The sequence below is a fragment of the Allokutzneria albata genome (assembly GCF_900103775.1).
Lineage (GTDB): Bacteria > Actinomycetota > Actinomycetes > Mycobacteriales > Pseudonocardiaceae > Allokutzneria > Allokutzneria albata.
Map to the genome: position 1 here is coordinate 8,482,008 of NZ_LT629701.1, position 22,114 is coordinate 8,504,121.

Consider the following 22,114-nt stretch of genomic DNA (forward strand, 5'->3'; position numbering starts at 1 on the left):
CGAACCCCTTGAACACTTAGGTATGCCTTGCTTTACTCGGATGGGTCCGTGTTCCGTGAGGGAAGGCCCGTATGACCGCGACGACCGACACCCGGCCCGCGCCGAGTGCCGAGCAGGTCCTGTCCTACGTCCACTTCCGCGCCCAGGTGCGCGAGGTCCGCAGGATCACCCCGAACATGGCCCGGGTGACCTTCGGCGGCCCCGATCTCGCCGGGCTCACCAGCGCGGGCAAGGACCAGCGGATCAAGCTGTTCTTCCCGCTCCCGGGCCAGGACCGGCCCGTGCTCACCAGTGGGCCTTCCTGGTACCAGGACTACCTCGCCCAGCCCGAGGACGTCCGCCCCGTGATGCGCACGTACACGCTGCGCGCCCACCGCCCCGAGCGCAACGAGGTCGACGTCGACTTCGTGCTGCACGGCGACACCGGCCCCGCCTCCACGTGGGCTGCCCGTGCCCAACGCGGCGACCACATCGGCCTGCTCGCGCCCAACGCGCTGCACACCCCGATCCTCGGCTACGAGTACCACCCCGCGTCCGGCACCGACTGGCACCTGCTCGCCGGGGACGAGACCGCGCTCCCCGCGATCGGCGGCATCATCGAGTCGCTACCGGCAGGCGCCGTCGCCAAGGTCTTCGTCGAGGTCCCCGAGGAGGCCGACCGCCAGGAGATCCGCAGCGCCGCCGACGTCGAGATCACCTGGCTCGCGCACCACCACGGCCCTTCGCGCCTCGTGGACACCGTCCGCGCGGCACAGCTCCCGTCCGGTCAGGCGTACGCGTGGATCGCGGGCGAGTGCACCGTTGTGAAGCACCTCCGCCGCCACCTGCTCCGCGAACGCGGTGTCGCCAAGGACGCCCTCTACTTCTCGGGCTACTGGCGTCGCGGCGCTGACCACGACAACCTGTGAACTAGAACGGCGCCGGTTCCGCGATCGGCTCCGCCTCGGTTTCCAGCACTTCGGCCGCAGCTGGTCGTTGATCATCAACGCCTTGCCCTCGTCCACTCGGCCTGCGGCCATCGTCTTCGACACCCCGGCCGGGACACCGACTCCGAGGCGCGGTGCAACAACCGATTGGCTTTGACTTTCGAGATCGGCAACTGGAACGCCGGCACCTCGTCGGCGAATTTCTGATCACGTTCGCTCCGGTCGGCGACATGGTCGGTCCACTCGATCGCGAACGCGGCAGCGACCTGACCTGGCGCAGCATATGCCGCCGATTTAGTCGAGAAATAGAGGCGATCATGGCTCGGCGGAGTGGATTCCCGGGCGTCCGAGAAGCTGGTTGGGTAGCCGCTGGAAATCCAGCCTAAGAAAGCTGGAAGTCCAGCCGTCGAATCTACACAGAAATCTCTGCCAGCTTCCCCCGAAGATAAGTATCAGCCAATACCGGCGGATAAGACTTCACGCCCACCGGCGGCCCCAAAGAAGAAATCCACGTCTTCGGTGACAGCTCGTAGAAAAAGATCAGCGACACCAGTTCCTCCTGCGGTGCCCGTGGATCCGGTGGCAGGACGCGATGCCGTGTGGACCTCCACCTGTCCCCGGTCCACCTCGCCAGCAAATCCCCGATGTTGATGGTGAACGCCGCGGGGTCGTACGGCGCGTCGACCCATCTACCGTCCAAGGTGTGCACCTGGAGCCCGCCGAGGCCCATTTCGCGGTCCAGAATGGTCACGGTGCCGAAGTCGGTGTGCGGGCCGATGCGGAACTGCCCGGGCTCGGGCTCGCCGACGTCGGTCAGCGGGGGATAGCGGTTGATGTTCATGGTGAACGACGGGTGCCGGGTCTCCCTGGTGAAGAAGTCCGGTTCCTTGTCGAGAGCGACGGCGCACACGGTCAGCAACTCGTCGGCGAGTGCGCGCATCCGCGCCAGGTATTCCCCGGCGTGCACCCGCAGCGACGGGGACTCGGCGGGCCAGACGTTGTCTGGGAACCAGAACTCGTCCAGCTCCGGGTCGCCGGTCTTCTGTTCGGAGCCGACCGAATAGGTCTCTTTGAGATCCGGAGGCGTCACGGTGCCCTCGGCGAGCCCGTTCGCCTCGACGCCGGGCGGCAGCCAGCCCCGTTCGCCGACCTTCACCGCGTAGCGGCGCTTGACCTGTTCCGGCTGGGCGAAGAACTCCCTGGCCGCGGCGCGCACCGACGCGCGCAGCTCGGTGGGCACGCCGTGCCCGGTCACCAGCAGGAATCCCGACTCGCGCAGCGCACTGTCCACTTCGGACGCCACGGCGCGGCGGTCGGTCTCGTCGCCGTGGAACCAGGGTTCGAGGTCGATGCTGGGGACGTCGTCGTGGGGAACTGTCATGGCCACCCTCCGCTCGCGGGACCCGCCCCGACATTCTGCCCGGCGCCGAAACGTGGGCAAGGAAACGTCGAACCGCCGAGTTGTGCCGACCCCTGCCGGCCGGGGAGCTTCTGAGCCGCACGAGCGAAAGGACCACCCGAAGATGAAGCGCGCGTTCCTGTCCGCGGCACTGGCCCTCGCGGTGACAGTGGGCCTGGCGAGCCCGGCGTCGGCCGAGACGATCGCGAAGTTCTCCAGCGCCGACGGTGCGGCGTGGGGGTCGGTGACGTGGGGGAAGTTCCGTCACATGCACTACCCGATGACGCTGACCGTGCACTACCGCCCGAAGTCGGGCCACGGCCGTGTCGGCGTCCAGGTCGAAGTCGCCCTGCGCGCGCAGCCGAACTACGACTGGAAGTACTTCGTCGGCCCGTCCTCCCAGGGCGGGCACCGCACCCAGACCACGGTCTACGAGACGCTTACGCCGGTGACCGGGATCAAGCTCCGGGTCTGCCGCCACCTGATGGACGGCACCGACGTGTGCGGCAAGCCGACCCGGTTCTACCGGTCCTGACACGACGACGGCCCGGGCGGAAGTCCACCCGGACCGTCGTCGCGGAATCCGGCCTAGTGCACGGCGAGCAGGTCCACCACGAACAGCAGCGTCTCGCCCGGCTTGATGAGGCCGCCGGCGCCGCGGTTGCCGTAGCCCAGGTGCGCCGGGATGACCAGGTGGCGGCGCCCGCCGACCTTCATCCCCTGCACGCCCCGGTCCCAGCCCGCGATGACGCGGCCGGCGCCCAGCGGGAACTCGAAGGTCTCGCCGCGGTCCCAGGACGCGTCGAACTGCTCGCCGGTGGAGTGCGACACCCCGACGTAGTGCACGCTGACGACCTTGCCCGCCGTCGCCTCGGCGCCTTCGCCGACGACGAGGTCGGTGACCACCAGGTCGGCGGGCGCGTCGCCCTCGTACTTGTCGACCTCGGGCTTCTCCAGGGCCATGCCCGCTCCTCCTGTTGTTGTCGTCCGATCTGCGCCGCCCATCATGCGCGGTGCCCCGGACGCGACGCGGACCGGGTTCATCTTCAGGCGTTAACTCGATCGGGGTAGTTTTCCCGGACGTGTTGTGGTCCACTCGTGCCGGACAGATAAATTCCCGCTCCGGTAAACATGATGAATAACATGGTATTCGCATGACAAAGGGCACTCGGGATTCATGACTGACGGCCCTGTCTGCGCAATCGCTGAGTGGGTAGTTCTCTTGACATGAGCGCGCGACGTGTCTCCCCGGTCCTGTTGTCCGCCCTTCTCCTGACGGTTGCCGGTTGCGCCGGGCCCATGAGCCCGGGCAAGGACGACGGCGAGCTGGTGCGCACATCCGCCGGAACGCTGCGGGGCGTCGTGACCGCCGAGCACCGCAGCTTCTCCGGCATCCCCTACGCCGCCGCGCCGACCGGTGCGCTGCGCTGGCGCCCGCCGCACCCCGCGCCGCCCTGGTCCGGGGTCCGCGACGCGACCAAGCCCGGCAGCCCCTGCCCGCAGGAGTCCACCGACTACGCCCGCTCCGACAGCGCCACCGAGGACTGCCTGTTCCTGAACGTGACCGCGCCGCGCTCGGCGACCCCGCGCACGCCGAAGCCGACCATGGTGTGGGTGCACGGCGACGGGGTGGTCGGCGCGGGCAGCTACTTCGACGCGCGCCGTCTCGCGAGCACCGGCGACGTGGTCGTCGTGACGATCAACTACCGCTTGGGGGTCTTCGGCGGTTTCGCCCACCCCGGGCTCGCCGACTCCGGTTCCTACGGGCTGCAGGACCAGCAGGCCGCGCTGCGCTGGGTACGGGAGAACATCCGCGACTTCGGCGGCGACCCCGGCAACGTGACGCTCTTCGGCGAGTCCTACGGCGCGCTCGCCACGACCGCGCACATGACCGCGCCGGGGTCGAAGGGCCTGTTCCAGCGCGCGATCGTGCAGAGCGGGTTCGCCCTGATGGACCTGCCCGCCGCGACGATGATGCCGGGGCTGCCCGCGATCGAGTGGTACGGCTGGAGGTCGCTGCCGTCAGCGGAGGCGGACGGGACCCGGATCGCCGCCGAGGTGGGCTGCGCCGATCCCGCGCGGGCGCTGGACTGCCTGCGCGCGGTGCCGGTGGCGAAGCTGATCCCGCACATGCGGCTGTTCCAGCCCTACGCCTACGGCACGTCCGCACTGCCGGAGCTGCCCGCGAAGGCGTTGCGCGATGGCCGGGCCGAGCCGGTGCCGGTGATCACCGGGACCACCCGGGACGAGCACAGCACCCTGGTCGGGCTGTTCCACGACATGGTGGGCAACCCGGTGACCCCGCAGCGCTTCCCGGAGCTGGTGACCGAGGCGTTCGGCGATCAGGCTCCCGAGATCATCGCGAAGTACCCGCTCTCCGCCTACGCCTCGCCGAGCGTGGCCTGGGCCGCGGTGCTGACCGACCGGATGTGGGCGCGGGCGAACTACGAGCAGGCCAGGTTGTTCGCCGGGAAGGCGCCGACGTACTTCTACTCCTTCGCCGACCGCGGCGCCCCGATGTACCTGCCGCTGCCGCCGAGCCTGCCGCCGGGCGCCTTCCACGCCGCCGACGTCCCCTACCTTTTCCGGGATGCCGATTTCGACCGCAGAATCAGCCCGGAACAGCGCACTCTGTCCTCGGACATGATGCGGTACTGGGCGAACTTCGCGCGTTCGGCGAATCCGAACGGATCGGCGCTGCCCTTGTGGGAGCCGTTCGGCTCCGGCGAATTCGTGCAGCAGCTGGCGCCGGGGGAGAACAGCGTCCGCCGGATCGACTACGTGGCCCAGCACAAGCTGGCGTTCTGGAACTCCCTGAGGTGAGTTGTTCATTACTCAGGGTAATGAAATCTGATTACTTTGTGTGACAACGGCGACAGAAGGGCTGCTCGCGCGGCCGCCGAGGGTTCTACTTGGCGAGCAATCGCAGTACTTGGTTAGAACCTGACAAGGACTCCTCATGCGCCGCTCGTACTCCGCTGCCCTGGTCTCCGCGCTCGCCGCGGTCGTGTTGGCGGGCACCGCCCTGCCCGCGGAGGCGGCCGGGGGCAGGCACACCTTCGCCAGCCCGTCGCCCGCCTACAAGCGCACCGACTCCAACGGCACGTTCACGGCCCAGGTCAGCGCCCAGTGGACCTCCAGCAGCCCGGTCACCATGCCGTGGTCGTTCACCGTCGCGCCGCAGGTCCGCGCCATCGCGGCGGGCCGGATGACCTGCAAGGCCGGGCACATGCAGCTGCCGTACAGCGACCACCACGCCAACGTCGCGGTGACCTACACCTGGCACTCCTCGGTGCCGAACAACGCCCGCAACAAGAACTACGACCTGTGGGGCCACTGCGCCTTCCCGGTGAAGGTCGGCGGCAAGACCGGCATGGCCAACCTCCGGTTCACCTTCGCCTACCGGGTGAGCGGCGCGACCAAGCGCTCCGCCGTGGCCGCCGCGGCCGAGCCGAGAGGGCCGGAGTACACCAGCGAGCTGACCATCTCCTGAGCGGCTAACCCGGTGCGCTGAACGTCTCGCGGTGCACCGGGCTCGGCAGCCGCCGGGCGCTGGGGGCGCCCAGTGCCCGGGAGATGCCCCTGGCGGCGGCGCGCACGGCGGGCAGGTGCGCGTAGGCGTCGCCGTTCTCGGACGGCACCACGACGGAGATCGCGGCGACCACCGAATCGTCCGGCCCGTGCACGGGGGCCGCCACCGACACCGCGATCAGCTCGATCTGCCCGTCGCTGAGCGCGAAGCCCTGGCGACGCACATCGGCGAGCACCCGCCGCAACACGGCGCCGTTCGGGATGGTCTTCTCGGTGAACCGCTTGAGCGGCAAGGAGATCGCCGCCTCCTGCACCTCGTGCGGGGCGTACGCGAGCAGCACCAGCCCGACCCCGGTCGCGTACGCGGGCAACCGCCCGCCGACCCGGGTGAACACGTGCACCGCCTCGCGCCCCGACAGCCGCTCCAGGAACACCGCGTCGTTCCCGTCGAGCACGGCGAGCTGCACGTTCTGGTGCGTCGCCTCGTAGAGGTCCTCCAGGAACGGCATGGCCGACTCGCGCAGGCCGAGCCCGCGCGGCGCCAGCGCGCCGATCTCCCACAGCCGCAGGCCGATCTGGTAGTGCCCCTCGCCGTCCCGCTCCAGCCCGCCCCAGGCAGCGAGTTCCCCGACCAGGCGGTGCGCGGTGGTCAGCGGCAGGCCGGTGCGCCGGGAGATCTCGGACAGGGTCAGCCGCGGGCTGCCGGGGCCGAACGCGCCCAGGACGCTGAGCAGCCGCGCGGACACACTGGACGGCGGGGTCGCCGGCTTGGGCATCGGGCCGCCTTCCTGGGATGGCTTCCGCTGACCGGAAGATCTCTGGGCGCGGCGGAAGTGTTGCCAGCACTCTTGGCGCACCGCAAGGCCCGCCGAATCTTCTCCGGAGGTTTCATGCCCACCCGAAACCCGGTTCACGAGCGGATCGGTGCGCGGCGCTGGGTCGTTCCGCTGTGCTGGAGCGCGGTGCTGCTGGACGGATTCGACCTGGTGGTGCTCGGCACCGTGCTGCCGACGCTGCTGGACGGCGCGGTCTGGGGGCTGACCCCGGCGAGCGCATCCGTGGTGTCCACAGTCGGCCTGCTCGGCATGATGGTGGGCGCCCTGGTCATCGGGACGATCACCGACCAGATCGGCAGGCGCAAGGCGCTGGTGTTCGCCGTCGCGGGATTTTCCTTGTGCACGGCGCTGTGCGCGGTCGCGCCCTCGGTGACCGTCTTCGGGCTGTTGCGCTTCCTCGCCGGGATCGGGCTCGGTGGCTGCCTGCCGACCGCGATCACCCTGGTCACCGAACAGGCAAGGGCGGGACGGGTCAGCGGGACCACGACGATCATGACCGGCTACCACGTCGGCGCGGTGCTGACGGCGTTGCTGGGCATCGTCGTCATCCCGGAGCTGGGCTGGCGGGCGATGTTCGTGATCGGCGCCGCCCCAGCGCTCGTGCTGGTACCGCTGATGATCCGGTACCTGCCGGACTCCTTCTCCCGCGAGGACTCGAAGTCCTCGTTGGCGACCATCGCGTCGTTGTTCCACGAGGGACGCGGGCGGGCGACCGTCGCGTTCTGGGCGGCCTCGTTCATGGGGCTGCTGCTGGTGTACGGCCTGAACACCTGGCTGCCGCAGATCATGCGCGCGGCCGGCTACGAACTCGGCGACGCGCTCGGCCTGCTGCTGACGCTGAACCTCGGTGCGATCGCCGGGTTGCTCGTCGCGGGCTCCCTCGCCGACCGCGTCGGCGTGCGCCGGGCGGGGATCACCTGGTTCGCCGTCGCGGCGGTGGCCCTCGCGCTGCTCAGCGTGCGCCTGCCGCAGATCGGCGTGTACGCCGCGGTCCTCGCCGCCGGGTTCTTCGTGTTCAGCTCGCAAGTGCTTGTATACGCCTACATCGGGCGGGTCTACGCGGCGGACAACCGCGCCACCGCCCTGGGATGGGCGGCCGGGATCGGCAGGATCGGCGCGATCTCCGGTCCGCTGCTCGGCGGGGCACTGCTCACCGCGGGTGTCGCATACCCTTGGGGTTTCTACGCTTTCGCGGTCGTTGGTGCGCTCGGCGCGGTGGCCCTGCTGGGCGCCGGCCAAGCGCACCAACGGAAGTAGGGTCCGCATCGAGAACTCTTCAGCAGCCCGCGCGTTCATCCTGCGGGCTCGGGGGTACCCGGCTAGCGTTGCCGGCTTCGGTCGCCGAGATCCCCGGAAGGGAGAGCGGAATGCTCGTCTTCACCCCCACGGCCATCGAGGTCGTCCGCACCATCACCTCAGCGGAGGGAGTGCCCGACGGGTCCGGGCTGCGGATCGCCGCCACCACCGATGGCGGGCAGCCCGGCGCCCTGGAGATGTCGATCACGCCAGGGCCGGAGGAGGACGACCAGGTCCTCGCCGGTGAGGGGACCCACGTCTTCCTCGACCCGCTCGCCGCGGTCTACCTCGACGACAAGATCCTGGACGCCGAGGTCACCGACGACGGCCAGGTCGCCTTCGCCCTCGGGGAGCAGCAGCAGGACCAAACCCCCGAGGCCCAGGCCTAGGGCCTGTCCTCAAAACCGCACTGCCCGCTGGCTTCCCGCAGTTGCGGTCCCCGGTGTCCGGCTACCGTCACGCGGAGCCCTTCAGGTGCCGCACCATCGCCGCCGCGACCTCTTTGACGATGGGACAGGGGTTCTTCACATTCGGGCCGACCAGGATGCTCGACGTGACGCCGACGGCCAGCTGATCGGTGACCCCCACCCACAGAGCGCACGAGCCGCTTGGCCGCAGATCGGCGTTGTCGGCGTAGACGGCCGGATAGCCTTCGACGGTCGCCGGTTCGAAGTACTTCGCCGTTCCTCGGGTGGCGTACACGCCGGTGAGACCGCTCTGCTGCACGCTCAACGGCGAGATGAAGATCTTGTTGGCGTCGTGCGCTGCGGACTGCCAGCGGCAGCTCTTCCCGGTCTGGCCTTCGGCGGTCTTCCCTGGTGCGGCGAGCCCGATCGCTGTGGCCTGGCTGTCGGCCAACCCTGAGCACGGGTTGCCCGACAGGTCATGGACGGCCAGTGGCGCCGGTACGCGCAGCGAGGGATCAATCGAGGGCGGTGCGCCGGAGGCGGTGGGCCCACCACCGGCGCTGCCGTTTGACGAGCAGGCTGGGAGGAGAGCTGCGGCGACCAGCGTGACGCCGAGCAGCGACTTGCGGATCATGTCTAGCCTTCCGGTACCGCTCCGGGAAACGAGGCAACCACTTTAGTGCTGGCCCGAGCCGACGATCCGTCAAGCCCCGACGTTCCCTGCCAGGCGAGATGACTGCCCTGGGACTCAAGGCCTCGACCAAGAGCGAGGCGAGGAGCGACGAAGCCGATCATGTCTCGGCGGCTGTCAGTCGGCTCGTTGCTGTGAGGACAGGTCCTAGACGGGTTCGCGGCCCAGGAACGCCAGCAGGCGGTCACCGGGCGTCGCGTCGGCGGTGACGGGGTTCTCGGAGCCGAACATGCCCGAGAGCCGCACCCGCTGCTCGTGTTCCTTCATGGCGCGCAGGCATTCCGTCGCCAGTGCGCCGTCCATGGCGTACTCGACGCCGGTCGCGCGCGCCAGGTCCCACGCGTGCACGAGCGGTTCGACGAGCCCGCTGTCCAGAATCTCGTCCACTGTGGACGGTCCGCCGGGGTAGGTCGTCACCGGTCGCGCCGCGAGGCCCGGATCGGCGAGCGCGGTGTCCACCTCCGCGTACGTGGTGCGCCACGCGCCGCGGGGGTCCTCGCCGACCCTGGCTGACGGGTCCTCGTCCGGCACGGTCGGGCGCTTCCCGGCGATCCAGGCGAAGAGCATGTCCTGCGAGGCCAGCACGTGACCGACGATGTCGCGCGCGGTCCAGCCCCGGCACGGCGAAGCGGCGGTCCACCGGTCCGCGGGGACCGCCCCCGCCACCGCGTCGAACCCCGCCATCGCCCGCCGGTACCGCAGAATCGCTTCGCTCACCGGCACAGGCTAGCCCGATCACCTCGCCGCACGAAGGTCCCCGAGGACCTGCGGACCAGCCCGAAAACAGGTGGGCGCTCTGACAACGGAACGCCCCAAAGTGTTCACTCTTCGGCGAGCTTTGAAAGCAACCCTTCCCCCCTTCGAGCGAGATCCGGACACTCTCCGTCAACGTCGGGGAGAGGACATCGCCCGTGCTTGCCACTCGAAGCAGTCGCTGGAGTTCACTGGCCGTCTCGCTCGGCGTCATCGCCGCGGTCGTGCTGGTCCAAGGTCCCACCACCGCGAGCGCGGCCACCCCGCTCACCGTCGCGCAGGCGATCGGTCAGCAGAACGGCTCCTCGGCGACGGTGCGCGGCTACGTGGTCGGCCAGCCGACCGCCGCGTCCACGGTCGTGCGCTCGAACTTCCCCTCCGACACCGCGATCGCGCTCGCCGACGCGGCAGGGGAGACCGCGCCATCGCGCATGGTCTACGTGCAGGTCACGTCCGCGTTCAGGGCCTCGTACGGGTTGCGGACCAACCCCGGCCTGCTCGGCAAACGGCTCGACGTCACCGGCAGGCTCGGCCCCTACTTCACCCACGCCGGGCTGACCGCGCCGACCGCGATCACGCCGAGTGGCACCACCACCACGACCACGCCGCCGCCCCCGACGACCTCGACGAGCCCGCCGCCGGTCGGCAGCGACGACTACTACCGGGACGCGATCGGCAAGACCGGTCCCGCGTTGAAGGCCGCGCTGCACGGGATCATCAAGACCAACACCAAGCTGTCCTACGACCAGGTCTGGGAAGCGCTCAAGGTCACCGACGAGGACCCGAACAACAGCGCGAACGTGATGCTGTTCTACGAGAACCGCTCGCTGAGCAAGAGCGCGAGCGGCGGCAACCCCGACGACTGGAACCGCGAGCACGTCTGGGCGAAGTCGCACGGGGACTTCGGCACCGCGACCGGGCCCGGCACCGACCTGCACCACCTGCGGCCGACCGACGTCTCGGTGAACTCCGCACGCGGCAGCAAGGACTTCGACATGGGCGGCTCCCCGGTCGGCGAGGCGCCGGGCAACTTCACCGACGCCGACTCCTGGGAGCCCGCCAACTTCGCCAAGGGCGACGTGGCCCGGATGATCTTCTACATGGCGGTGCGCTACGCCGGTGGTGACGGCTTCCCAGACCTTGAGGTCAACAACAGCGTCAACAACGGAACCAACCCCTTCATGGGCAAGCTGTCGGTGCTGAAGCAGTGGAGCGAGCAGGACCCGCCGGACGCCTTCGAGAAGCGGCGCAACCAGCTCATCTTCGAGCGGTTCCAGCGCAACCGGAACCCGTTCATCGACCACCCGGAGTGGGTCGGGTCGATCTGGCCCTAGCCGATCGTCCCGCGCACGTACACCCACAGCCCGTCGATGCGCACGAAGGTGCTGTTCTCCCGCAGTTCCCCGGCACGACCGCGGACGCGGTAGCGAGCGACGAACTCGACGCTGCCCTCGGTGTGGAACACGCCGCCGCCGGTGGTGGACAGGATCTCCAGCCCGGTCCACCGCTGGCGCGGCTCGAAGTCCACAGTGGATGGGCGAGTGTCCTGGTGCCAGGTGCGCAACAGGTACGCCTCGTCGGAGACGGCGAAGGCGCTGTAGCGGGAACGCATGAGCTGTTCCGCGGTGGACGCGGCGGCCGCACCGGAGTGCAGGGCGCCGCAGCACTGGTCGTAGGACTTGTCGAGCCCGCAGGGGCAGGTCATGGCCACGCCGTGATTCTCACAGCACGCGTTGGTACACCGAGACGCACTTCGGTGAGTAGAGCGTGAACGGCTGCTGGGCGTAGTCCTCGTACCGCTCGGTCAGCCGCAGCGCCACGTTGCCCGCCAGCAGGTCCAGCTCCTCCGGCCGCGGTATCGGGGACGGCCCGCCCCAGGACGCCGGGTCGGGCAGGGCACCCTCGATGATCAGCCTGCCGTCCGCGGACAGGCGCTGGGCGGCCGCGCCGAAGCACTTCGCCCACGCGACCCGGTCGGGCAGCAGCGCGAACGTGTCGCTCGCGATCAGCACGCACCCGAACGGGGCAGTGATCGGCGGCTCGGTCATGCACCCCTCGAACACGGTGACCAGCCCTTCCGGGTCCTTGGCCCGCAGCCGGGCCAGCATCGCGGGCGAGCTGTCCACGCCGTACGCGCGCACCCCGGCCTTGGCCAGTGGGATCGCCAGCCGCCCCGTACCGACACCCAGTTCCAGCAGCACGGCCGGATCGGTCCTGGTCCGGACGAAGTCGACGAGCGTGGAGATGTCGTCCCGGCCCGAGTGCGGCCGGTCGCAGGCCCGCGCGTACGCCTCGCCGGGGCCGGTTCTGCTGGACAACCGCTCTCCTCGTTCGTCGCGTTACTGATCTTGATCGTGGCGTCCCGGCCGCACTGTTGACAATTCCCCGTCACTGGATAGTGGTCACCTCGCTGAGTCCTCCGTCACACGTGGTTAGCTCGGGCCATGGTGCGGCGCAGTGCGGGAGTCCTGGTGTTTCGCGGGGTCGGGGAGCGGACCGAGGTGCTGCTCGGCCACATGGGCGGCCCCTTCTGGGCGCGCCGGGACGCGGGCGCGTGGTCGCTGCCCAAGGGCGAGTACGACGAGGACGAGGAGCCGGAGGCGGCCGCCCGGCGCGAGTTCGCCGAGGAGCTGGGGCTGCCCGTTCCGGACGGCGAGCTGATCGAGCTGGGCGAGGTCCGCCAGTCCGGCGGCAAGTACGTCACCGCGTGGGCGGTGCGCGGTGACCTGGACCCCGCCGACGTCGTTCCCGGCACGTTCACCATGGAGTGGCCGAAGGGCTCCGGCGCCCTGCGGGAGTTCCCGGAGGTCGACCGCGTCGCCTGGTTCCCCCTCGCCGAGGCCAGGGAGAAAATCGTTGCCGGGCAACGGGTTTTCCTGGAGCGCCTGGAGCAGGCCCAGGGCGGGGTCTGATAGGAACGTGGCCCGCCCGCTCTTGGAGGAGAAGATGACCGACTGCGTTGTCGACGCCCGCGGTGACGAGGTCGCCGTCTGGCACGTGCACACCGGCTTCGACACCGGGATGCCCCGGCTGACCGGCGCGTGGGTGCTGCCGGTCAGCGAGGTCGCCAAGATCGGCCTGCTGGTCCGCGGCCGCCGCGTGCTGGCGACGGCGGCGGGGGAGAAGGCCCTGCGCCGGCTCGGTGTGCAGGTCGAGGCGCACATCGACCCGGACGCCACGCTCAAGGGCTTCGCGGCGCTGTGCGAGGAACTGCAGGCGGTCTACGACGCGCTGGAGAAGAAGCCCAAGCAGCCGGCCTGGCCCGCTCTGCCCGAGCCGCTGGACATGGGCGAGCTCGGCGCGGAGCCCGCGCTGACCGTGGCCAGGTGGCTGGAGCGGATGGCCATCGTGTGGGAGGAGATCGAGGGCGAGCGCGCCATCCGCAAGTACCTGCCCCACGGCCGGGAGCGCCGTCCGATCGCGATCGCGGTGCGCGCGGCCGCGTGAGGTCTCCCCAGGAGCGGGCGATCGCCTTCGTGGCGGAGCGCTCCGTCGGAACCCCGATCGCCGCCGACCTGCGGGTGAACCTGCACCTGCACCCCGAGCGGGCCCTGGAAAGCATCGTCCGGGACGGGACCTACCGCTCGCAGTTCGAGACCGGGACCAGCAACGGTGGCTTGACCGCTCACCCCGGCGGGGACCGCTGGCGGTGGGAGAGCCGTATTTTCGGTGCGGCGTATGACGATGCGCCACCGGCGGAACGGCCGAAGTACGGGGCGCTGAACTTCCGGCGGAGGGCGGCGGGGGCCGCGGTGCGCTTCGGTTCCGCGCACTTCCGGCTGTCGTGGGAGACCATGCGCCGCACCACGTTCTGCTACCCGGACAGCGTCTTCGAGCCGGTGGACTTCGGCGTTGCCGAGCGAATGTCCTTGGTGGAGAAGGCGAACGCCGATTCTCAGGACCTGCTCGACGACTACGTGGAGGCGCACGTCCACGGCGCGGTCACTGTCGGCACCGATGTCGAAGCCCTCGTGCTGGACCCTTGCTTCCGAGGTACCGAGGTCGAACGCCTCGCCGCGGAACTGCCCTGCCCGGTGGAGTGGCACCACGGGTTCCGCCTCGGCGTCGACGTTCTCCGCGCGCACGCCGACTACCGGGGCCCGGACGTGGTCGAACTCGGGGAGTCCTTGGCGCGCAACGGATACATCGACGCCCGCGTGATCGGAGAAGCTGCTCGAACCGGGCAGTACGACCCGCAGCGCCTGAAGCGCCTGTGGCACTGCACCGCTCGCTTCGGCTACTCCTGGTTCAGCGCGTAACGCGTCCCGTCCCGGTCCTCGAAAGCGACCACCAGCCTGACGGCTGCTTCACCGGTGGCTGAGGGAAGCGCGCGCCGCGCTCGGTCAGCTACGGCCGTACCCCGCCCGAGGTCTGAGCCTCGACAACACCCCACCACAGGTGATCGCGCGCCCGGGTCGCTGCGACGAGGTGCTGCCTGCCCTGCAGGTCCTCATCGTTGTCCACTGCGGACTGTGCGAAATGGACGGCCAGAACAGCTTGGAAGTCAACACCTTTGGCCCGGTGGACCGTCCCGACCTTCAGCTTGCCGTTGGGCTCGCCGTCGTAGAACTCCAGGTCCTGGTACGGGATCTTCGCCTTGTTCAGCACCGCCTTGCACTGCTTGAGCTCGTTGTGCTGGAACACGATCAGGGCCGCGTTCCCCACGGGCACCGGCAGCTCGCGGATCGCGTCCGTCAGCGCCTCGGCGAGTTCCTTCTCCGATCCGCGCCAGGACCGCGTCGTGCCACCCGGGTTTGCGGACTCGACATCGCGGAGCGCCACACCGGCGGCGCCGTCCAGGTCGTCCACGCGGTTCTTCGCGTCGAAGCGCTGGGCGAAGCTCAGCACCTCTGCCCGGTTGCGGTAGTTCACCCGCAGCACCTCGCCGCGTCCCTGGATGGGGATTCCCGCGTCGGACAACCGCCAGCCGCCGGGATACACCTGCTGCTGCCCGTCCCCGACCAGCAGCAAATTATCCCCTGCCAGCGTGCTCAGCATGCGCAGACCGTTGAGCGTGATGTCCTGGACCTCGTCGACGACGACCGCTGAATAGGGCTCGCTCAGCGGCTCCCGCCGCAGTTCGGCCAAGGCCAGGTCAATGATGTCGTTGTAGTCGTGCAGGCGCTTCTCGGCCAGATTTCGCTGGTATGTCTCATAAAGCCGCCACACGAGCTTCTTCTGGCCGGCGGTGAGCCCGATGCCGCGTCCGGTCCGGCTCGCCTTGACGTAGTCGTCGAAGGTGGTCAGCCCCTTGCCTTTGATCACCCTGTCGATCTCGTTCTGCCAGTACACCGCGATCGGCTCCACGGACTCCAACGAGGCGCGATGCGCTTGCCACGCCTTGCTGAACGCCGTGTCGACCTGTCCGCGATCGACGTTCACCCCCGTACCCCGCCGTTCCAGGAATCCGCGCACCCACGCGTGCAGATGCGTGAACTCCACGCGGTCCGCGAGTTCCGGAGCGAGCCTGCGAAACGTGGTGCGGTGCACCAAAGGCAGCGAACGGACGAAAGTCGTGAACAACAGCGGTCCGGTGGAGCGCCTCGCCAGATATCGCAACCTGTGCAACGCCACCACGGTCTTGCCCGTTCCCGCCGGCCCGCTGATACGGGCCGGGCCGTTGTAGTTGCGCGTGACCACGGCTTGCTGATGGGGGTGGAGGAACGTCATCCAGGATTCGAACGAGCTCTCCTGCGCCGCCGCCAGGTGGTCTTCTTCGAGGTCCGCCACGTCGAGCAGGCCGACCTGTTCGGGGGTGCGCTCCGGTGGTCGCACGCGCAGTTCCGCATATCCCGCAAGGCGTTTGGCTGCTTGCTCGGCGATCGAGTCGACTTGGCGGCGGTTCAAGTGCACGGCGTCGCGCTGAAACAGCTTGGGCAGGTTCTCCGCGGTCAAGGAACGGAACAGGCCGTCGTTGCTGACCGGCGCGGAGTTCCCGCCCGGCCTGATCAACACGAGGTTGACCGCGCTGCGCGCGAGGACCTGCCCGTGCGGGCCGTGGATGCCGGCACACCGCGCTTCCGCGTGCCGAAGAAGCGCTTGTGCCGTTGTCTCGTCCGGGGGTGCCTCACTGACCACGATGGCGGAAACACCGTTGGGACCGACCAGGAAGGCATCCGCACCCGCACGTCCGGAGTCCTCGCGGAGGAAGAGGCGCCAGCCCTCCGCCGTTGTCGCGAGCAACGCCACGAAGATCTGGCGGTACGCCGGGCGCAGGTGGGGAAACTCGGCCGAGAGAACCGCGCTCGCCTTCTGCTCCACCTGCCGCCGTGCCTGGTTGGTCAGGGCCATGTCCAGCACGTTAGGCAGCGCCGCCGGCGGCACGGACGGAAATGACGGCCAGTCATCCGGAAGTCGCACTCGGTGTAGGGGAACAGCCTGAGGAATAGCCCGGCAATGGGGTTGACTCAAGGACGCGGCAGGTACGAGGAGACGTCCGCGAGCACCTTCAGCGCCTCGCCGTGAACGTTGCCTTTGGCGGATTCCGCCTCGGCGATGGTGATCGTGGTGCCGTTGCGGCGGGATCCGTAGTGGTTCGCCGTGAACCGTATGCCCGCCATACCGAGCAGTGATCCGGCCAGCGGTGTGATGTCGCCGTTTCCGTGGATCTTGTGAAGCGTCTCGAAGCTCTCGGCCTGGTGCCGCGTGGAGAAGCGGACCCAGGCAACGGACACCACGGCGGCGTTCCCCGCGTCGTCACCGATCGCGAAAATGCGGCGCTCCAACGACTTGCACGGTGTGCGGACGAAGAACTCGCGGATGTCACCGAAGGAGTTCAGCACGCAGTTCGCGTCGCTCTTGGCGGCCTTCTTCAGCTCGCGCAGCCCCATGCGGCGCCAGGTCTGCTGCGCGTTGCCGCTCTTCGCCGCCTTCGTGCCGTCGGCCTTCTTCGCACTGATGTTGCGCAGCGCCGCCGACTCCGCCACCGACCCCAGCGATGACGCGCCACCCGCGCCGATTCCGCTGCCCCCGATGGCCAGTGCGCCCGCCACCGCGACCGCCACGACAGGTGCCGCCTTGGTGCCTGGATCCGATCCGCCTCCGGCGCCGCCGATTCTTCTCTTCGCCATGTGGTGTCAACGGAACAGGGGACTTGTCGTGACGCGGAAACGCCGACCGCTCAGGCGGATGCCAGAAGTCCCGTACCCGGACGAATCCGGGTACGGGACTTCTGGGTTCCTTACAGGCCCGCGGTGAACAGCAGGCGGTTGACGGTGCCACCGGTGGCACCGCCGTTGACCACGTTCGGGGTCGCGTTGGAGTTCAGCCAGTCGTGCACGGTGGCTGCGGGCGCGTCACCGTTCTTGGACTTGTACAGCGCGGCGACGCCCGCGACGTGCGGCGTGGCCATGGACGTGCCGCTCATCGTGCCGCTGCCACCGGTGCGCACGGTGGAGACGATGTTGCCGCCGGGCGCGTAGAGGTCGACGCACGAACCCGTGCTGGAGAAGGACGAACGGCTGTCGTTGCTGTCCGTGGACGCCACCACGGTCGCGGTCTCCACCTTGCGGGGCAGCCGGTCGCAGGAGTTGCCGCTGGTGTTGCCCGCCGAGGTGGCCAGGAAGACACCGGAGGAGATCATCTTGCGGATCGCGGTCTCCAGCGCCTCCGACGCGGTGAAGTTCCACGAGGTGTTGGCGACCGCGGGCTTCTGGGCGTTCTGGGTGACCCAGTTGATCGCATTGAGCGCCGACGTGGTGGTGGCCCCGCCGGAGCAGTTCATCATCTTCACGCCGTGCAGCCGGACACCCTTGGCGATGCCGTAGGTGTTCGAACCGATGGTGCCCGCCACGTGAGTGCCGTGACCGTGGCAGTCGGTGTTGTTGGTGTCGACGGCGTTGTAGTCGAAGGTCGCCCGCCCGCCGTAGTCGGCGTGACTGGGCGTGATGCCGGTGTCGATGATGTAGGCGTGCACGCCGGAGCCGTTCACGTTGTACGTGTAGCTCTTCGACAGCGGCCCGTTCTTCTGGTCGACCCGGTCGATGCCCCAGGACGGCGGGTTGGTCTGCGTCGCGTCGAGCGCGTCGGTGACGAGCACGTCCTGCTCGATGCTCTTCACCGCGGGGTCGCGGCGGAGCGTGCGGAGCTGGGCCGGGGTCAGCGTGGCGGAGAACCCGGTGACCGCGGAGTCGTAGACGGCGTTCGGCACGACGTTCGCCGCGGCGGCGACGCTGTGCCCGCGGGCGCCCGCCTTGGCGGGGTCGAGCAGCACGATGTAGGAGTCCTTGACCGGCTGCACGGTCGCCGACGCGGTGGTGGTGATCAGGGGCGCCTCGTGCGGCGCGGCGTTCGCCGCGGTGACGGCGAGGGCGCTGAGGGTGGCTGCGGCCGAAAGAACGGCGACGCTTCTGCTGACAGGATGCACGTGTTGGCTCCTTTGGGTCACCACGACCGCGCGTGCCCCGCCGCAGGGTTGACGAGGCATGACCATCACACGATCGTGGCGCACCCTCTAGGGTGACGAGACACGTTCATGTGGGTCAACACTGTTGTTTCAACGTCAAGAATCCTCCGTTCGGCCCTGGTGTCCCCGCCCATGTTCTGACTCAGCGTGACCACTTCCGGCGGCTTTGCGAGTGCGGCCTTCGCGGAACAGGCGCGGCGGCGACGAGAGGGGCCCCGACGTCCTTCGGGAATCTTGATCCACTTTCGCCGGCAGCGCACCGCGTCCTCAGCCTGGTCAGGCGGAGACGTCCTTGTCCGCAGGCGGGAGCCAGTCACGGGTGGGACGCGGCAGATCTCCGCTTCGCACACCGAGATCCGCCCGCGCGCACCGGTAGAACTCGTCGCGACGACGGCCGGAGATCTCGTAGATGCCGATGAACTCCTCGTGGTCGATCTGCTGCCCCCTGGCCACCCAGCTGAGCTTCCAGATCGCCTCGTGCCAGCTCCGGCCCGCGGCGACGGCCTCGGGGGAGCCGAGCAGCAGCACCGCCTCCCACTTCACGGTGCGCTCGATCTCCGCCTCCGCCAACGCGCTCAGCCCATCCTCGAGCTTGATCGGCTGCGCCCCCGCCGGGTAGCCGCGCGTCGCGGCGAGCCGGTACGACAGCTGGGCGCAGGTCTTCACGGCGTTGGCGTACTCGATGTACGCCGTCAGCCGCTTCTCGTCCCAGCGGGTCGAATGGGTTCGCCGCCACTTGCTCCGCTCGACCAGAGTGGTGGCGGCGAACGACATCACACCGCCGACGAGGACACCGACGAGCGTGATGATCTGCGGGACGGCGCTCATGCGCGCAGTCTTACAGGCCCTCAGAACTCAGCGGACGTTCTGCGGGACAGGTGGCCGAGGTGGTGCGACGTCGCCATGGCGATCCAGCGCCGTGGAGCACCCGCCCGCCCCTTTCCGCCGCGGCGGCAGCGCACCAGCTCTCGGTCACCCCACGAGTAATCACTCCCGGCGAAGTCGGGATGGTTCACCAGTTCCTCGGCGAGATCGGCGAAGGCCGTGCCGAACGGTTCTCCTTCTCGGTTCTCCTTCTCGGTCCTCCTGAGGAACGTGCCTGCGGAGAAACACGGTCCGGCCCGGAACGGTGTAGTACAGGTAGGGATTGGGAGAGCGGCTGCGGCCACCGGCGAGCGGGGGCACCGGGTGCGCGACCCCGTAGTCGCCGTATCGGATCGCGCTCTCGTTCGAAGTCTCGTTCACCGCGCGCCACATCGGCAATTCCGGCCGGTTTTGGACGGTGGTCGCGTACCCGCTGCGCGCCGAGGGGATGGAACCCGCCAGCAGCGTCGTGGCCCCCGGGCCCAGCAAGCTTTCCGTGATCACCTTCATTCGCGCCGCCAGGGTCACCTTCATGGGCTGGACGCTCTCGACGTACCCCATGTCGATCACTGCGTGCAGGCGTCCGCGCTCGACTCCGGAGTGCTGGGCCACGCGCCGGACGCGGTCGGCGAGCGCGGACGCCGGGAGATCGGTCAGCGGTAGGCGCACGACCACGTCACGCTGCTGGTTCTCCTGCAGGAGCCGCAGTGTGCGGAGATCGTCCTCGCGCGCTGCGATCGGCACAACGGGAACCAGGGCGACCTTGTCCAGCCCGGCCAAGCCGTAGTCCTCCAACTCGTGCTCGACGAGCTTCTCCAGGAACTCGAAAGGACCGCCGGGGCTTTGGCGCAAGAAGTTCGACTCGGTGAGCCGGTGGACGTCGATCCACGGCGCATGGTCCAGAGAGGCGAGCAGCGCGGTTGTTCTCACGAGATCCGCGAGCAAGCCGGAGTCCTTGGGCATGACCGAATCCAGGAGCTCGATCATGATTGTCGGCTGGGCGCTCGCGTCGCCGAGATGGCGCAGCGCTTCGAGTTCACCCTGCTTGCTTCTCAGGCAGACCACAGGTCGACGCGGTGTCACGCTTCCTCCCGAAACTCGTGCAAAGCACGAAATCGAGTGTGCGAGATCGAGTTCAACGGCAGGTCTCGTGAAGGTTTCGCCTGATGGGTTCCTGGCGGTTGCCTGAGCGGATCGTCAGTGGCCGGGGGGAGAGCGGAGGACGTTCAAACGTGCGGTCTTGTTACCGTGACCGCATGGCCAGCGAGTCCCGCGCACAGCTCCGCGACTTCCTGCGGAGCCGTCGTGCCCGGCTCGCGCCCGCGGACGTCGGCATGGTGGCCGCGGGCAGGCGCCGGACCCCCGGGCTGCGACGCGAGGAGGTCGCCGTGCTCGCCGGGGTCGGGGTGTCCTGGTACACGTGGCTCGAACAAGGGCGCGACATCACCGTCTCCGCCGAAGTGCTCGACGCGATCAGCGTGGCGCTGCGCCTGGCCGAGCCGGAACGCGTGCACCTCTACCTGCTGGCCGGCCTCAACCCGCCACGGCCGAGAGGCGCGCGCACCACGGCGGTCACCGCGGAACTCCGGCAGTTGATCGACGCGTGGTCACCGCGGCCCGCGATCCTGCACGACCGGTACTGGAACGTGTTGGCGGTCAACGACTCCACGCGGGCGGTGTTCGGCTACGACGAGAGCTCCCACAACTGCCTGGTCACGTTCTTCACGAATGCGCGCTACCGCGACGCGCAGCCGCACTGGGCTTCGATCGCGCCCGACGTCGTCGCCGCTTTCCGGGCCGACGCCGCGCGTTTCCCGGAAGACGCGGAGTTCGCTCGGCTCGTCGACGACCTCGGCGCCGTGAGCTCCGAGTTCGCCGAGTTGTGGGCGCGCCACGACGTGGGTGGGCACAGCCAGGCGGTGAAAGCGGCGCACCACCCCGAGGTGGGGGACCTGGTCTTCGACAAGACGACCATGGTGGTCGCCGACCACCCGGACTGGCGCCTGGAGCTGTTCAACCCGCGCCCCGGCACAGAGACGGCGGAGCGCGTCGAGCGGCTCCTGCGCATCCGGCTCGCTCCGCCTGCTTAACGTGGTGGTGCCACACCCCGGATAGCTTCGCCCTGTTCCAGCGGTGCACGCCGCCGCAGGCTCTGTGCCATGACACGCTTCGACAACAAGATCGCGCTCATCACCGGTGGCACGAGCGGCATGGGACTCGCCACCGCCCGGCGGCTCCTGGCCGAGGGCGCACACGTCGTCATCACCGGCCGCGACAAGGCCAGGCTCGACGCCGCGGTCGAGGACCTGGGCGGCGATCGCGTCCTCGCGGTGCGCGCGGACGTGGCCGACCTCGACGACCTCTCCGCGATGACCTCGGCGATCCAGGAGCGCTTCGGACGGTTGGACGTCGTCTTCGCCAACGCGGGCGTCGCGTCCTTCCAGCCCGTCGGCGAGGTCACCGAAGCCGAGTTCGACCGGGTCGTGGACATCAACTTCAAGGGGGTCTACTTCACCATTCAGAAGACCGTTCCGCTGCTGTCGGACAACGCCGCGATCGTGATCAACGCTTCGTGGACGCTGCACCGCGGTCTGGTCACCGGCACCCTTTATTCCGCGACCAAGGCCGCCGTGCACAACCTCGCGCACACGCTCGCCGCCGAACTCGGGCCGCGCGGGATCCGGGTGAACTCCGTGAGCCCCGGCTACATCGAGACCGCGATGTTCCACGAGGCCGTCGCCGAGGAGACCAAGCCCGCCGTCGTCGCCGAGGTGGTTTCCGGTCGCCTCGGCACGTCCGAGGACGTCGCCGACGCGGTCGCCTTCCTGGCGTCGTCGGAAGCCTCGTACGTCAACGGCCAGGACCTGATCATCGACGGCGGCCTCGTCGCCGCCATCCCCGGAGTCATGCTGTAGCCGATCGGTCTCTGCTGTCGGTCGCTGCGACGCGCGTCTGCGACGAGCCGGCGCTGTTCTGGCACGGGGCGCCCGGCCGTTTCCAGCTCGCC

General features: G+C 69.2%; 25 protein-coding genes and 1 pseudogene. 13 read left to right on the forward strand and 13 right to left on the reverse strand.

All coding sequences use genetic code 11. From position 1 onward, the window contains the following. Window positions 1-71 precede the first annotated feature (71 nt). Window positions 72-908 (forward strand): siderophore-interacting protein, encoded by an 837-nt coding sequence (locus BLT28_RS39020; RefSeq protein WP_052407834.1) that lies wholly within the window; start codon window positions 72-74, stop codon window positions 906-908. A gap of 430 nt (window positions 909-1,338) precedes the next feature. Here the strand turns inward: BLT28_RS39020 and BLT28_RS39025 are convergent, their stop codons facing one another. After that, complete coding sequence (locus tag BLT28_RS39025; RefSeq protein ID WP_030432028.1) at window positions 1,339-2,307, reverse strand: isopenicillin N synthase family dioxygenase; 969 nt, start codon at window positions 2,305-2,307, stop codon at window positions 1,339-1,341. A gap of 142 nt (window positions 2,308-2,449) precedes the next feature. On the opposite strand from BLT28_RS39025, the gene BLT28_RS39030 reads away from it, so the two are divergent. Then, a complete protein-coding gene (locus tag BLT28_RS39030) occupies window positions 2,450-2,860 on the forward strand; it encodes a hypothetical protein (protein ID WP_030432027.1) in 411 nt (136 codons plus the stop codon). 53 nt (window positions 2,861-2,913) lie between these two features. On the opposite strand, the gene BLT28_RS39035 is transcribed toward BLT28_RS39030, so the two are convergent. Continuing rightward, window positions 2,914-3,288, reverse strand: a complete 375-nt coding sequence (locus tag BLT28_RS39035) for an FKBP-type peptidyl-prolyl cis-trans isomerase (protein WP_030432026.1) — start codon at window positions 3,286-3,288, stop codon at window positions 2,914-2,916. 264 nt (window positions 3,289-3,552) lie between these two features. On the opposite strand from BLT28_RS39035, the gene BLT28_RS39040 reads away from it, so the two are divergent. Next, entirely contained in the window at window positions 3,553-5,148 is a 1,596-nt protein-coding gene (locus BLT28_RS39040; protein WP_081900611.1) for a carboxylesterase/lipase family protein, read from the forward strand. A 136-nt stretch (window positions 5,149-5,284) separates the two neighbouring features. Next, complete coding sequence (locus BLT28_RS39045; RefSeq protein WP_030432024.1) at window positions 5,285-5,818, forward strand: hypothetical protein; 534 nt, start codon at window positions 5,285-5,287, stop codon at window positions 5,816-5,818. 4 nt (window positions 5,819-5,822) lie between these two features. Here the strand turns inward: BLT28_RS39045 and BLT28_RS39050 are convergent, their stop codons facing one another. After that, the gene (locus BLT28_RS39050) at window positions 5,823-6,632 is read right to left on the reverse strand and encodes an IclR family transcriptional regulator (protein WP_043813146.1); all 810 of its coding nucleotides are present in this window, start codon (window positions 6,630-6,632) and stop codon (window positions 5,823-5,825) included. A gap of 114 nt (window positions 6,633-6,746) precedes the next feature. Between BLT28_RS39050 and BLT28_RS39055 the strand changes: the two genes are divergently transcribed. Both BLT28_RS39055 and BLT28_RS39060 read left to right on the forward strand, forming a co-directional pair. Then, window positions 6,747-7,949 carry an MFS transporter gene (locus BLT28_RS39055; protein WP_052407833.1) on the forward strand — a complete coding sequence of 401 codons (1,203 nt, stop codon included), beginning with the start codon at window positions 6,747-6,749 and terminating at the stop codon, window positions 7,947-7,949. A gap of 110 nt (window positions 7,950-8,059) precedes the next feature. After that, window positions 8,060-8,377 carry a hypothetical protein gene (locus BLT28_RS39060; RefSeq protein ID WP_030432021.1) on the forward strand — a complete coding sequence of 106 codons (318 nt, stop codon included), beginning with the start codon at window positions 8,060-8,062 and terminating at the stop codon, window positions 8,375-8,377. Between the two features lie 67 nt (window positions 8,378-8,444). Here the strand turns inward: BLT28_RS39060 and BLT28_RS39065 are convergent, their stop codons facing one another. After that, a complete protein-coding gene (locus BLT28_RS39065) occupies window positions 8,445-9,029 on the reverse strand; it encodes a DUF3558 domain-containing protein (protein ID WP_030432020.1) in 585 nt (194 codons plus the stop codon). A gap of 204 nt (window positions 9,030-9,233) precedes the next feature. Next, the gene (locus BLT28_RS39070) at window positions 9,234-9,803 is read right to left on the reverse strand and encodes a TIGR03086 family metal-binding protein (RefSeq protein ID WP_063766660.1); all 570 of its coding nucleotides are present in this window, start codon (window positions 9,801-9,803) and stop codon (window positions 9,234-9,236) included. A gap of 260 nt (window positions 9,804-10,063) precedes the next feature. Between BLT28_RS39070 and BLT28_RS42670 the strand changes: the two are divergent. Together BLT28_RS42670 and BLT28_RS39075 are read left to right on the forward strand one after the other, a co-directional pair. Next, window positions 10,064-10,402 (forward strand): annotated as a pseudogene (locus BLT28_RS42670) (DUF6359 domain-containing protein); the annotation flags it as partial. Further along, window positions 10,394-11,173 carry an endonuclease I family protein gene (locus tag BLT28_RS39075; RefSeq protein ID WP_407638840.1) on the forward strand — a complete coding sequence of 260 codons (780 nt, stop codon included), beginning with the start codon at window positions 10,394-10,396 and terminating at the stop codon, window positions 11,171-11,173. The pseudogene BLT28_RS42670 and the gene BLT28_RS39075, both read left to right, overlap by 9 nt. Here the strand turns inward: BLT28_RS39075 and BLT28_RS39080 are convergent. Next, window positions 11,170-11,544: a YchJ family protein gene (locus BLT28_RS39080; protein WP_043813201.1), complete on the reverse strand. Its 375-nt coding sequence runs from the start codon at window positions 11,542-11,544 to the stop codon at window positions 11,170-11,172. The genes BLT28_RS39075 and BLT28_RS39080 overlap by 4 nt on opposite strands. 16 nt (window positions 11,545-11,560) lie before the next feature. Beyond that, the gene (locus BLT28_RS39085; RefSeq protein WP_030432016.1) at window positions 11,561-12,157 is read right to left on the reverse strand and encodes a class I SAM-dependent methyltransferase; all 597 of its coding nucleotides are present in this window, start codon (window positions 12,155-12,157) and stop codon (window positions 11,561-11,563) included. Window positions 12,158-12,283: 126 nt separating this feature from the next. On the opposite strand from BLT28_RS39085, the gene BLT28_RS39090 reads away from it, so the two are divergent. Genes BLT28_RS39090 through BLT28_RS39100 form a run of 3 tightly spaced genes read left to right on the forward strand, consistent with a single transcriptional unit; the run spans window position 12,284 to window position 14,098 of the window. After that, the gene (locus BLT28_RS39090) at window positions 12,284-12,751 is read left to right on the forward strand and encodes an NUDIX domain-containing protein (protein WP_030432015.1); all 468 of its coding nucleotides are present in this window, start codon (window positions 12,284-12,286) and stop codon (window positions 12,749-12,751) included. A 7-nt stretch (window positions 12,752-12,758) separates the two neighbouring features. Next, window positions 12,759-13,286 carry a hypothetical protein gene (locus tag BLT28_RS39095; protein ID WP_030432014.1) on the forward strand — a complete coding sequence of 176 codons (528 nt, stop codon included), beginning with the start codon at window positions 12,759-12,761 and terminating at the stop codon, window positions 13,284-13,286. After that, entirely contained in the window at window positions 13,283-14,098 is an 816-nt protein-coding gene (locus BLT28_RS39100) for a DUF3626 domain-containing protein (protein ID WP_030432013.1), read from the forward strand. Before BLT28_RS39095 ends, BLT28_RS39100 begins: the two co-directional genes overlap by 4 nt. Before the next feature lie 88 nt (window positions 14,099-14,186). Here BLT28_RS39100 and BLT28_RS39105 read toward each other — a convergent pair whose 3' ends face one another. The 6 genes from BLT28_RS39105 to BLT28_RS41595 form a co-directional block, all read right to left on the reverse strand. Beyond that, window positions 14,187-16,130, reverse strand: a complete 1,944-nt coding sequence (locus BLT28_RS39105; RefSeq protein ID WP_030432012.1) for a UvrD-helicase domain-containing protein — start codon at window positions 16,128-16,130, stop codon at window positions 14,187-14,189. Between the two features lie 116 nt (window positions 16,131-16,246). Continuing rightward, entirely contained in the window at window positions 16,247-16,909 is a 663-nt protein-coding gene (locus BLT28_RS39110; RefSeq protein ID WP_156051405.1) for a hypothetical protein, read from the reverse strand. Window positions 16,910-17,019: 110 nt separating this feature from the next. Then, window positions 17,020-18,204 carry a S8 family peptidase gene (locus tag BLT28_RS39115; RefSeq protein WP_231950563.1) on the reverse strand — a complete coding sequence of 395 codons (1,185 nt, stop codon included), beginning with the start codon at window positions 18,202-18,204 and terminating at the stop codon, window positions 17,020-17,022. Window positions 18,205-18,519: 315 nt separating this feature from the next. Beyond that, window positions 18,520-19,071: a hypothetical protein gene (locus tag BLT28_RS39120; protein WP_030432009.1), complete on the reverse strand. Its 552-nt coding sequence runs from the start codon at window positions 19,069-19,071 to the stop codon at window positions 18,520-18,522. Between the two features lie 20 nt (window positions 19,072-19,091). Next, window positions 19,092-19,259: a beta family protein gene (locus BLT28_RS42970; RefSeq protein WP_407638786.1), complete on the reverse strand. Its 168-nt coding sequence runs from the start codon at window positions 19,257-19,259 to the stop codon at window positions 19,092-19,094. Further along, window positions 19,231-20,190: a beta family protein gene (locus BLT28_RS41595; protein ID WP_162184900.1), complete on the reverse strand. Its 960-nt coding sequence runs from the start codon at window positions 20,188-20,190 to the stop codon at window positions 19,231-19,233. Before BLT28_RS41595 ends, BLT28_RS42970 begins: the two co-directional genes overlap by 29 nt. A gap of 173 nt (window positions 20,191-20,363) precedes the next feature. On the opposite strand from BLT28_RS41595, the gene BLT28_RS39135 reads away from it, so the two are divergent. Both BLT28_RS39135 and BLT28_RS39140 read left to right on the forward strand, forming a co-directional pair. After that, entirely contained in the window at window positions 20,364-21,197 is an 834-nt protein-coding gene (locus tag BLT28_RS39135; protein ID WP_030432007.1) for a helix-turn-helix transcriptional regulator, read from the forward strand. A gap of 69 nt (window positions 21,198-21,266) precedes the next feature. After that, window positions 21,267-22,022: a glucose 1-dehydrogenase gene (locus tag BLT28_RS39140; protein WP_030432006.1), complete on the forward strand. Its 756-nt coding sequence runs from the start codon at window positions 21,267-21,269 to the stop codon at window positions 22,020-22,022. The last annotated feature ends 92 nt before the right edge of the window (window positions 22,023-22,114 follow it).

Excerpts from the sequence above, each read along its gene's own strand:
- BLT28_RS39020 (WP_052407834.1), top strand. The coding sequence starts at position 72 with ATGACCGCGACGACCGACACCCGGCCCGCGCCGAGTGCCGAGCAGGTC.
- BLT28_RS39025 (WP_030432028.1), bottom strand. The coding sequence starts at position 2,307 with ATGACAGTTCCCCACGACGACGTCCCCAGCATCGACCTCGAACCCTGG.
- BLT28_RS39030 (WP_030432027.1), top strand. The coding sequence starts at position 2,450 with ATGAAGCGCGCGTTCCTGTCCGCGGCACTGGCCCTCGCGGTGACAGTG.
- BLT28_RS39035 (WP_030432026.1), bottom strand. The coding sequence starts at position 3,288 with ATGGCCCTGGAGAAGCCCGAGGTCGACAAGTACGAGGGCGACGCGCCC.
- BLT28_RS39040 (WP_081900611.1), top strand. The coding sequence starts at position 3,553 with ATGAGCGCGCGACGTGTCTCCCCGGTCCTGTTGTCCGCCCTTCTCCTG.
- BLT28_RS39045 (WP_030432024.1), top strand. The coding sequence starts at position 5,285 with ATGCGCCGCTCGTACTCCGCTGCCCTGGTCTCCGCGCTCGCCGCGGTC.
- BLT28_RS39050 (WP_043813146.1), bottom strand. The coding sequence starts at position 6,632 with ATGCCCAAGCCGGCGACCCCGCCGTCCAGTGTGTCCGCGCGGCTGCTC.
- BLT28_RS39055 (WP_052407833.1), top strand. The coding sequence starts at position 6,747 with ATGCCCACCCGAAACCCGGTTCACGAGCGGATCGGTGCGCGGCGCTGG.
- BLT28_RS39060 (WP_030432021.1), top strand. The coding sequence starts at position 8,060 with ATGCTCGTCTTCACCCCCACGGCCATCGAGGTCGTCCGCACCATCACC.
- BLT28_RS39065 (WP_030432020.1), bottom strand. The coding sequence starts at position 9,029 with ATGATCCGCAAGTCGCTGCTCGGCGTCACGCTGGTCGCCGCAGCTCTC.
- BLT28_RS39080 (WP_043813201.1), bottom strand. The coding sequence starts at position 11,544 with ATGACCTGCCCCTGCGGGCTCGACAAGTCCTACGACCAGTGCTGCGGC.
- BLT28_RS39090 (WP_030432015.1), top strand. The coding sequence starts at position 12,284 with ATGGTGCGGCGCAGTGCGGGAGTCCTGGTGTTTCGCGGGGTCGGGGAG.
- BLT28_RS39105 (WP_030432012.1), bottom strand. The coding sequence starts at position 16,130 with ATGGCCCTGACCAACCAGGCACGGCGGCAGGTGGAGCAGAAGGCGAGC.
- BLT28_RS39110 (WP_156051405.1), bottom strand. The coding sequence starts at position 16,909 with ATGGCGAAGAGAAGAATCGGCGGCGCCGGAGGCGGATCGGATCCAGGC.
- BLT28_RS39120 (WP_030432009.1), bottom strand. The coding sequence starts at position 19,071 with ATGAGCGCCGTCCCGCAGATCATCACGCTCGTCGGTGTCCTCGTCGGC.
- BLT28_RS39135 (WP_030432007.1), top strand. The coding sequence starts at position 20,364 with ATGGCCAGCGAGTCCCGCGCACAGCTCCGCGACTTCCTGCGGAGCCGT.
- BLT28_RS39140 (WP_030432006.1), top strand. The coding sequence starts at position 21,267 with ATGACACGCTTCGACAACAAGATCGCGCTCATCACCGGTGGCACGAGC.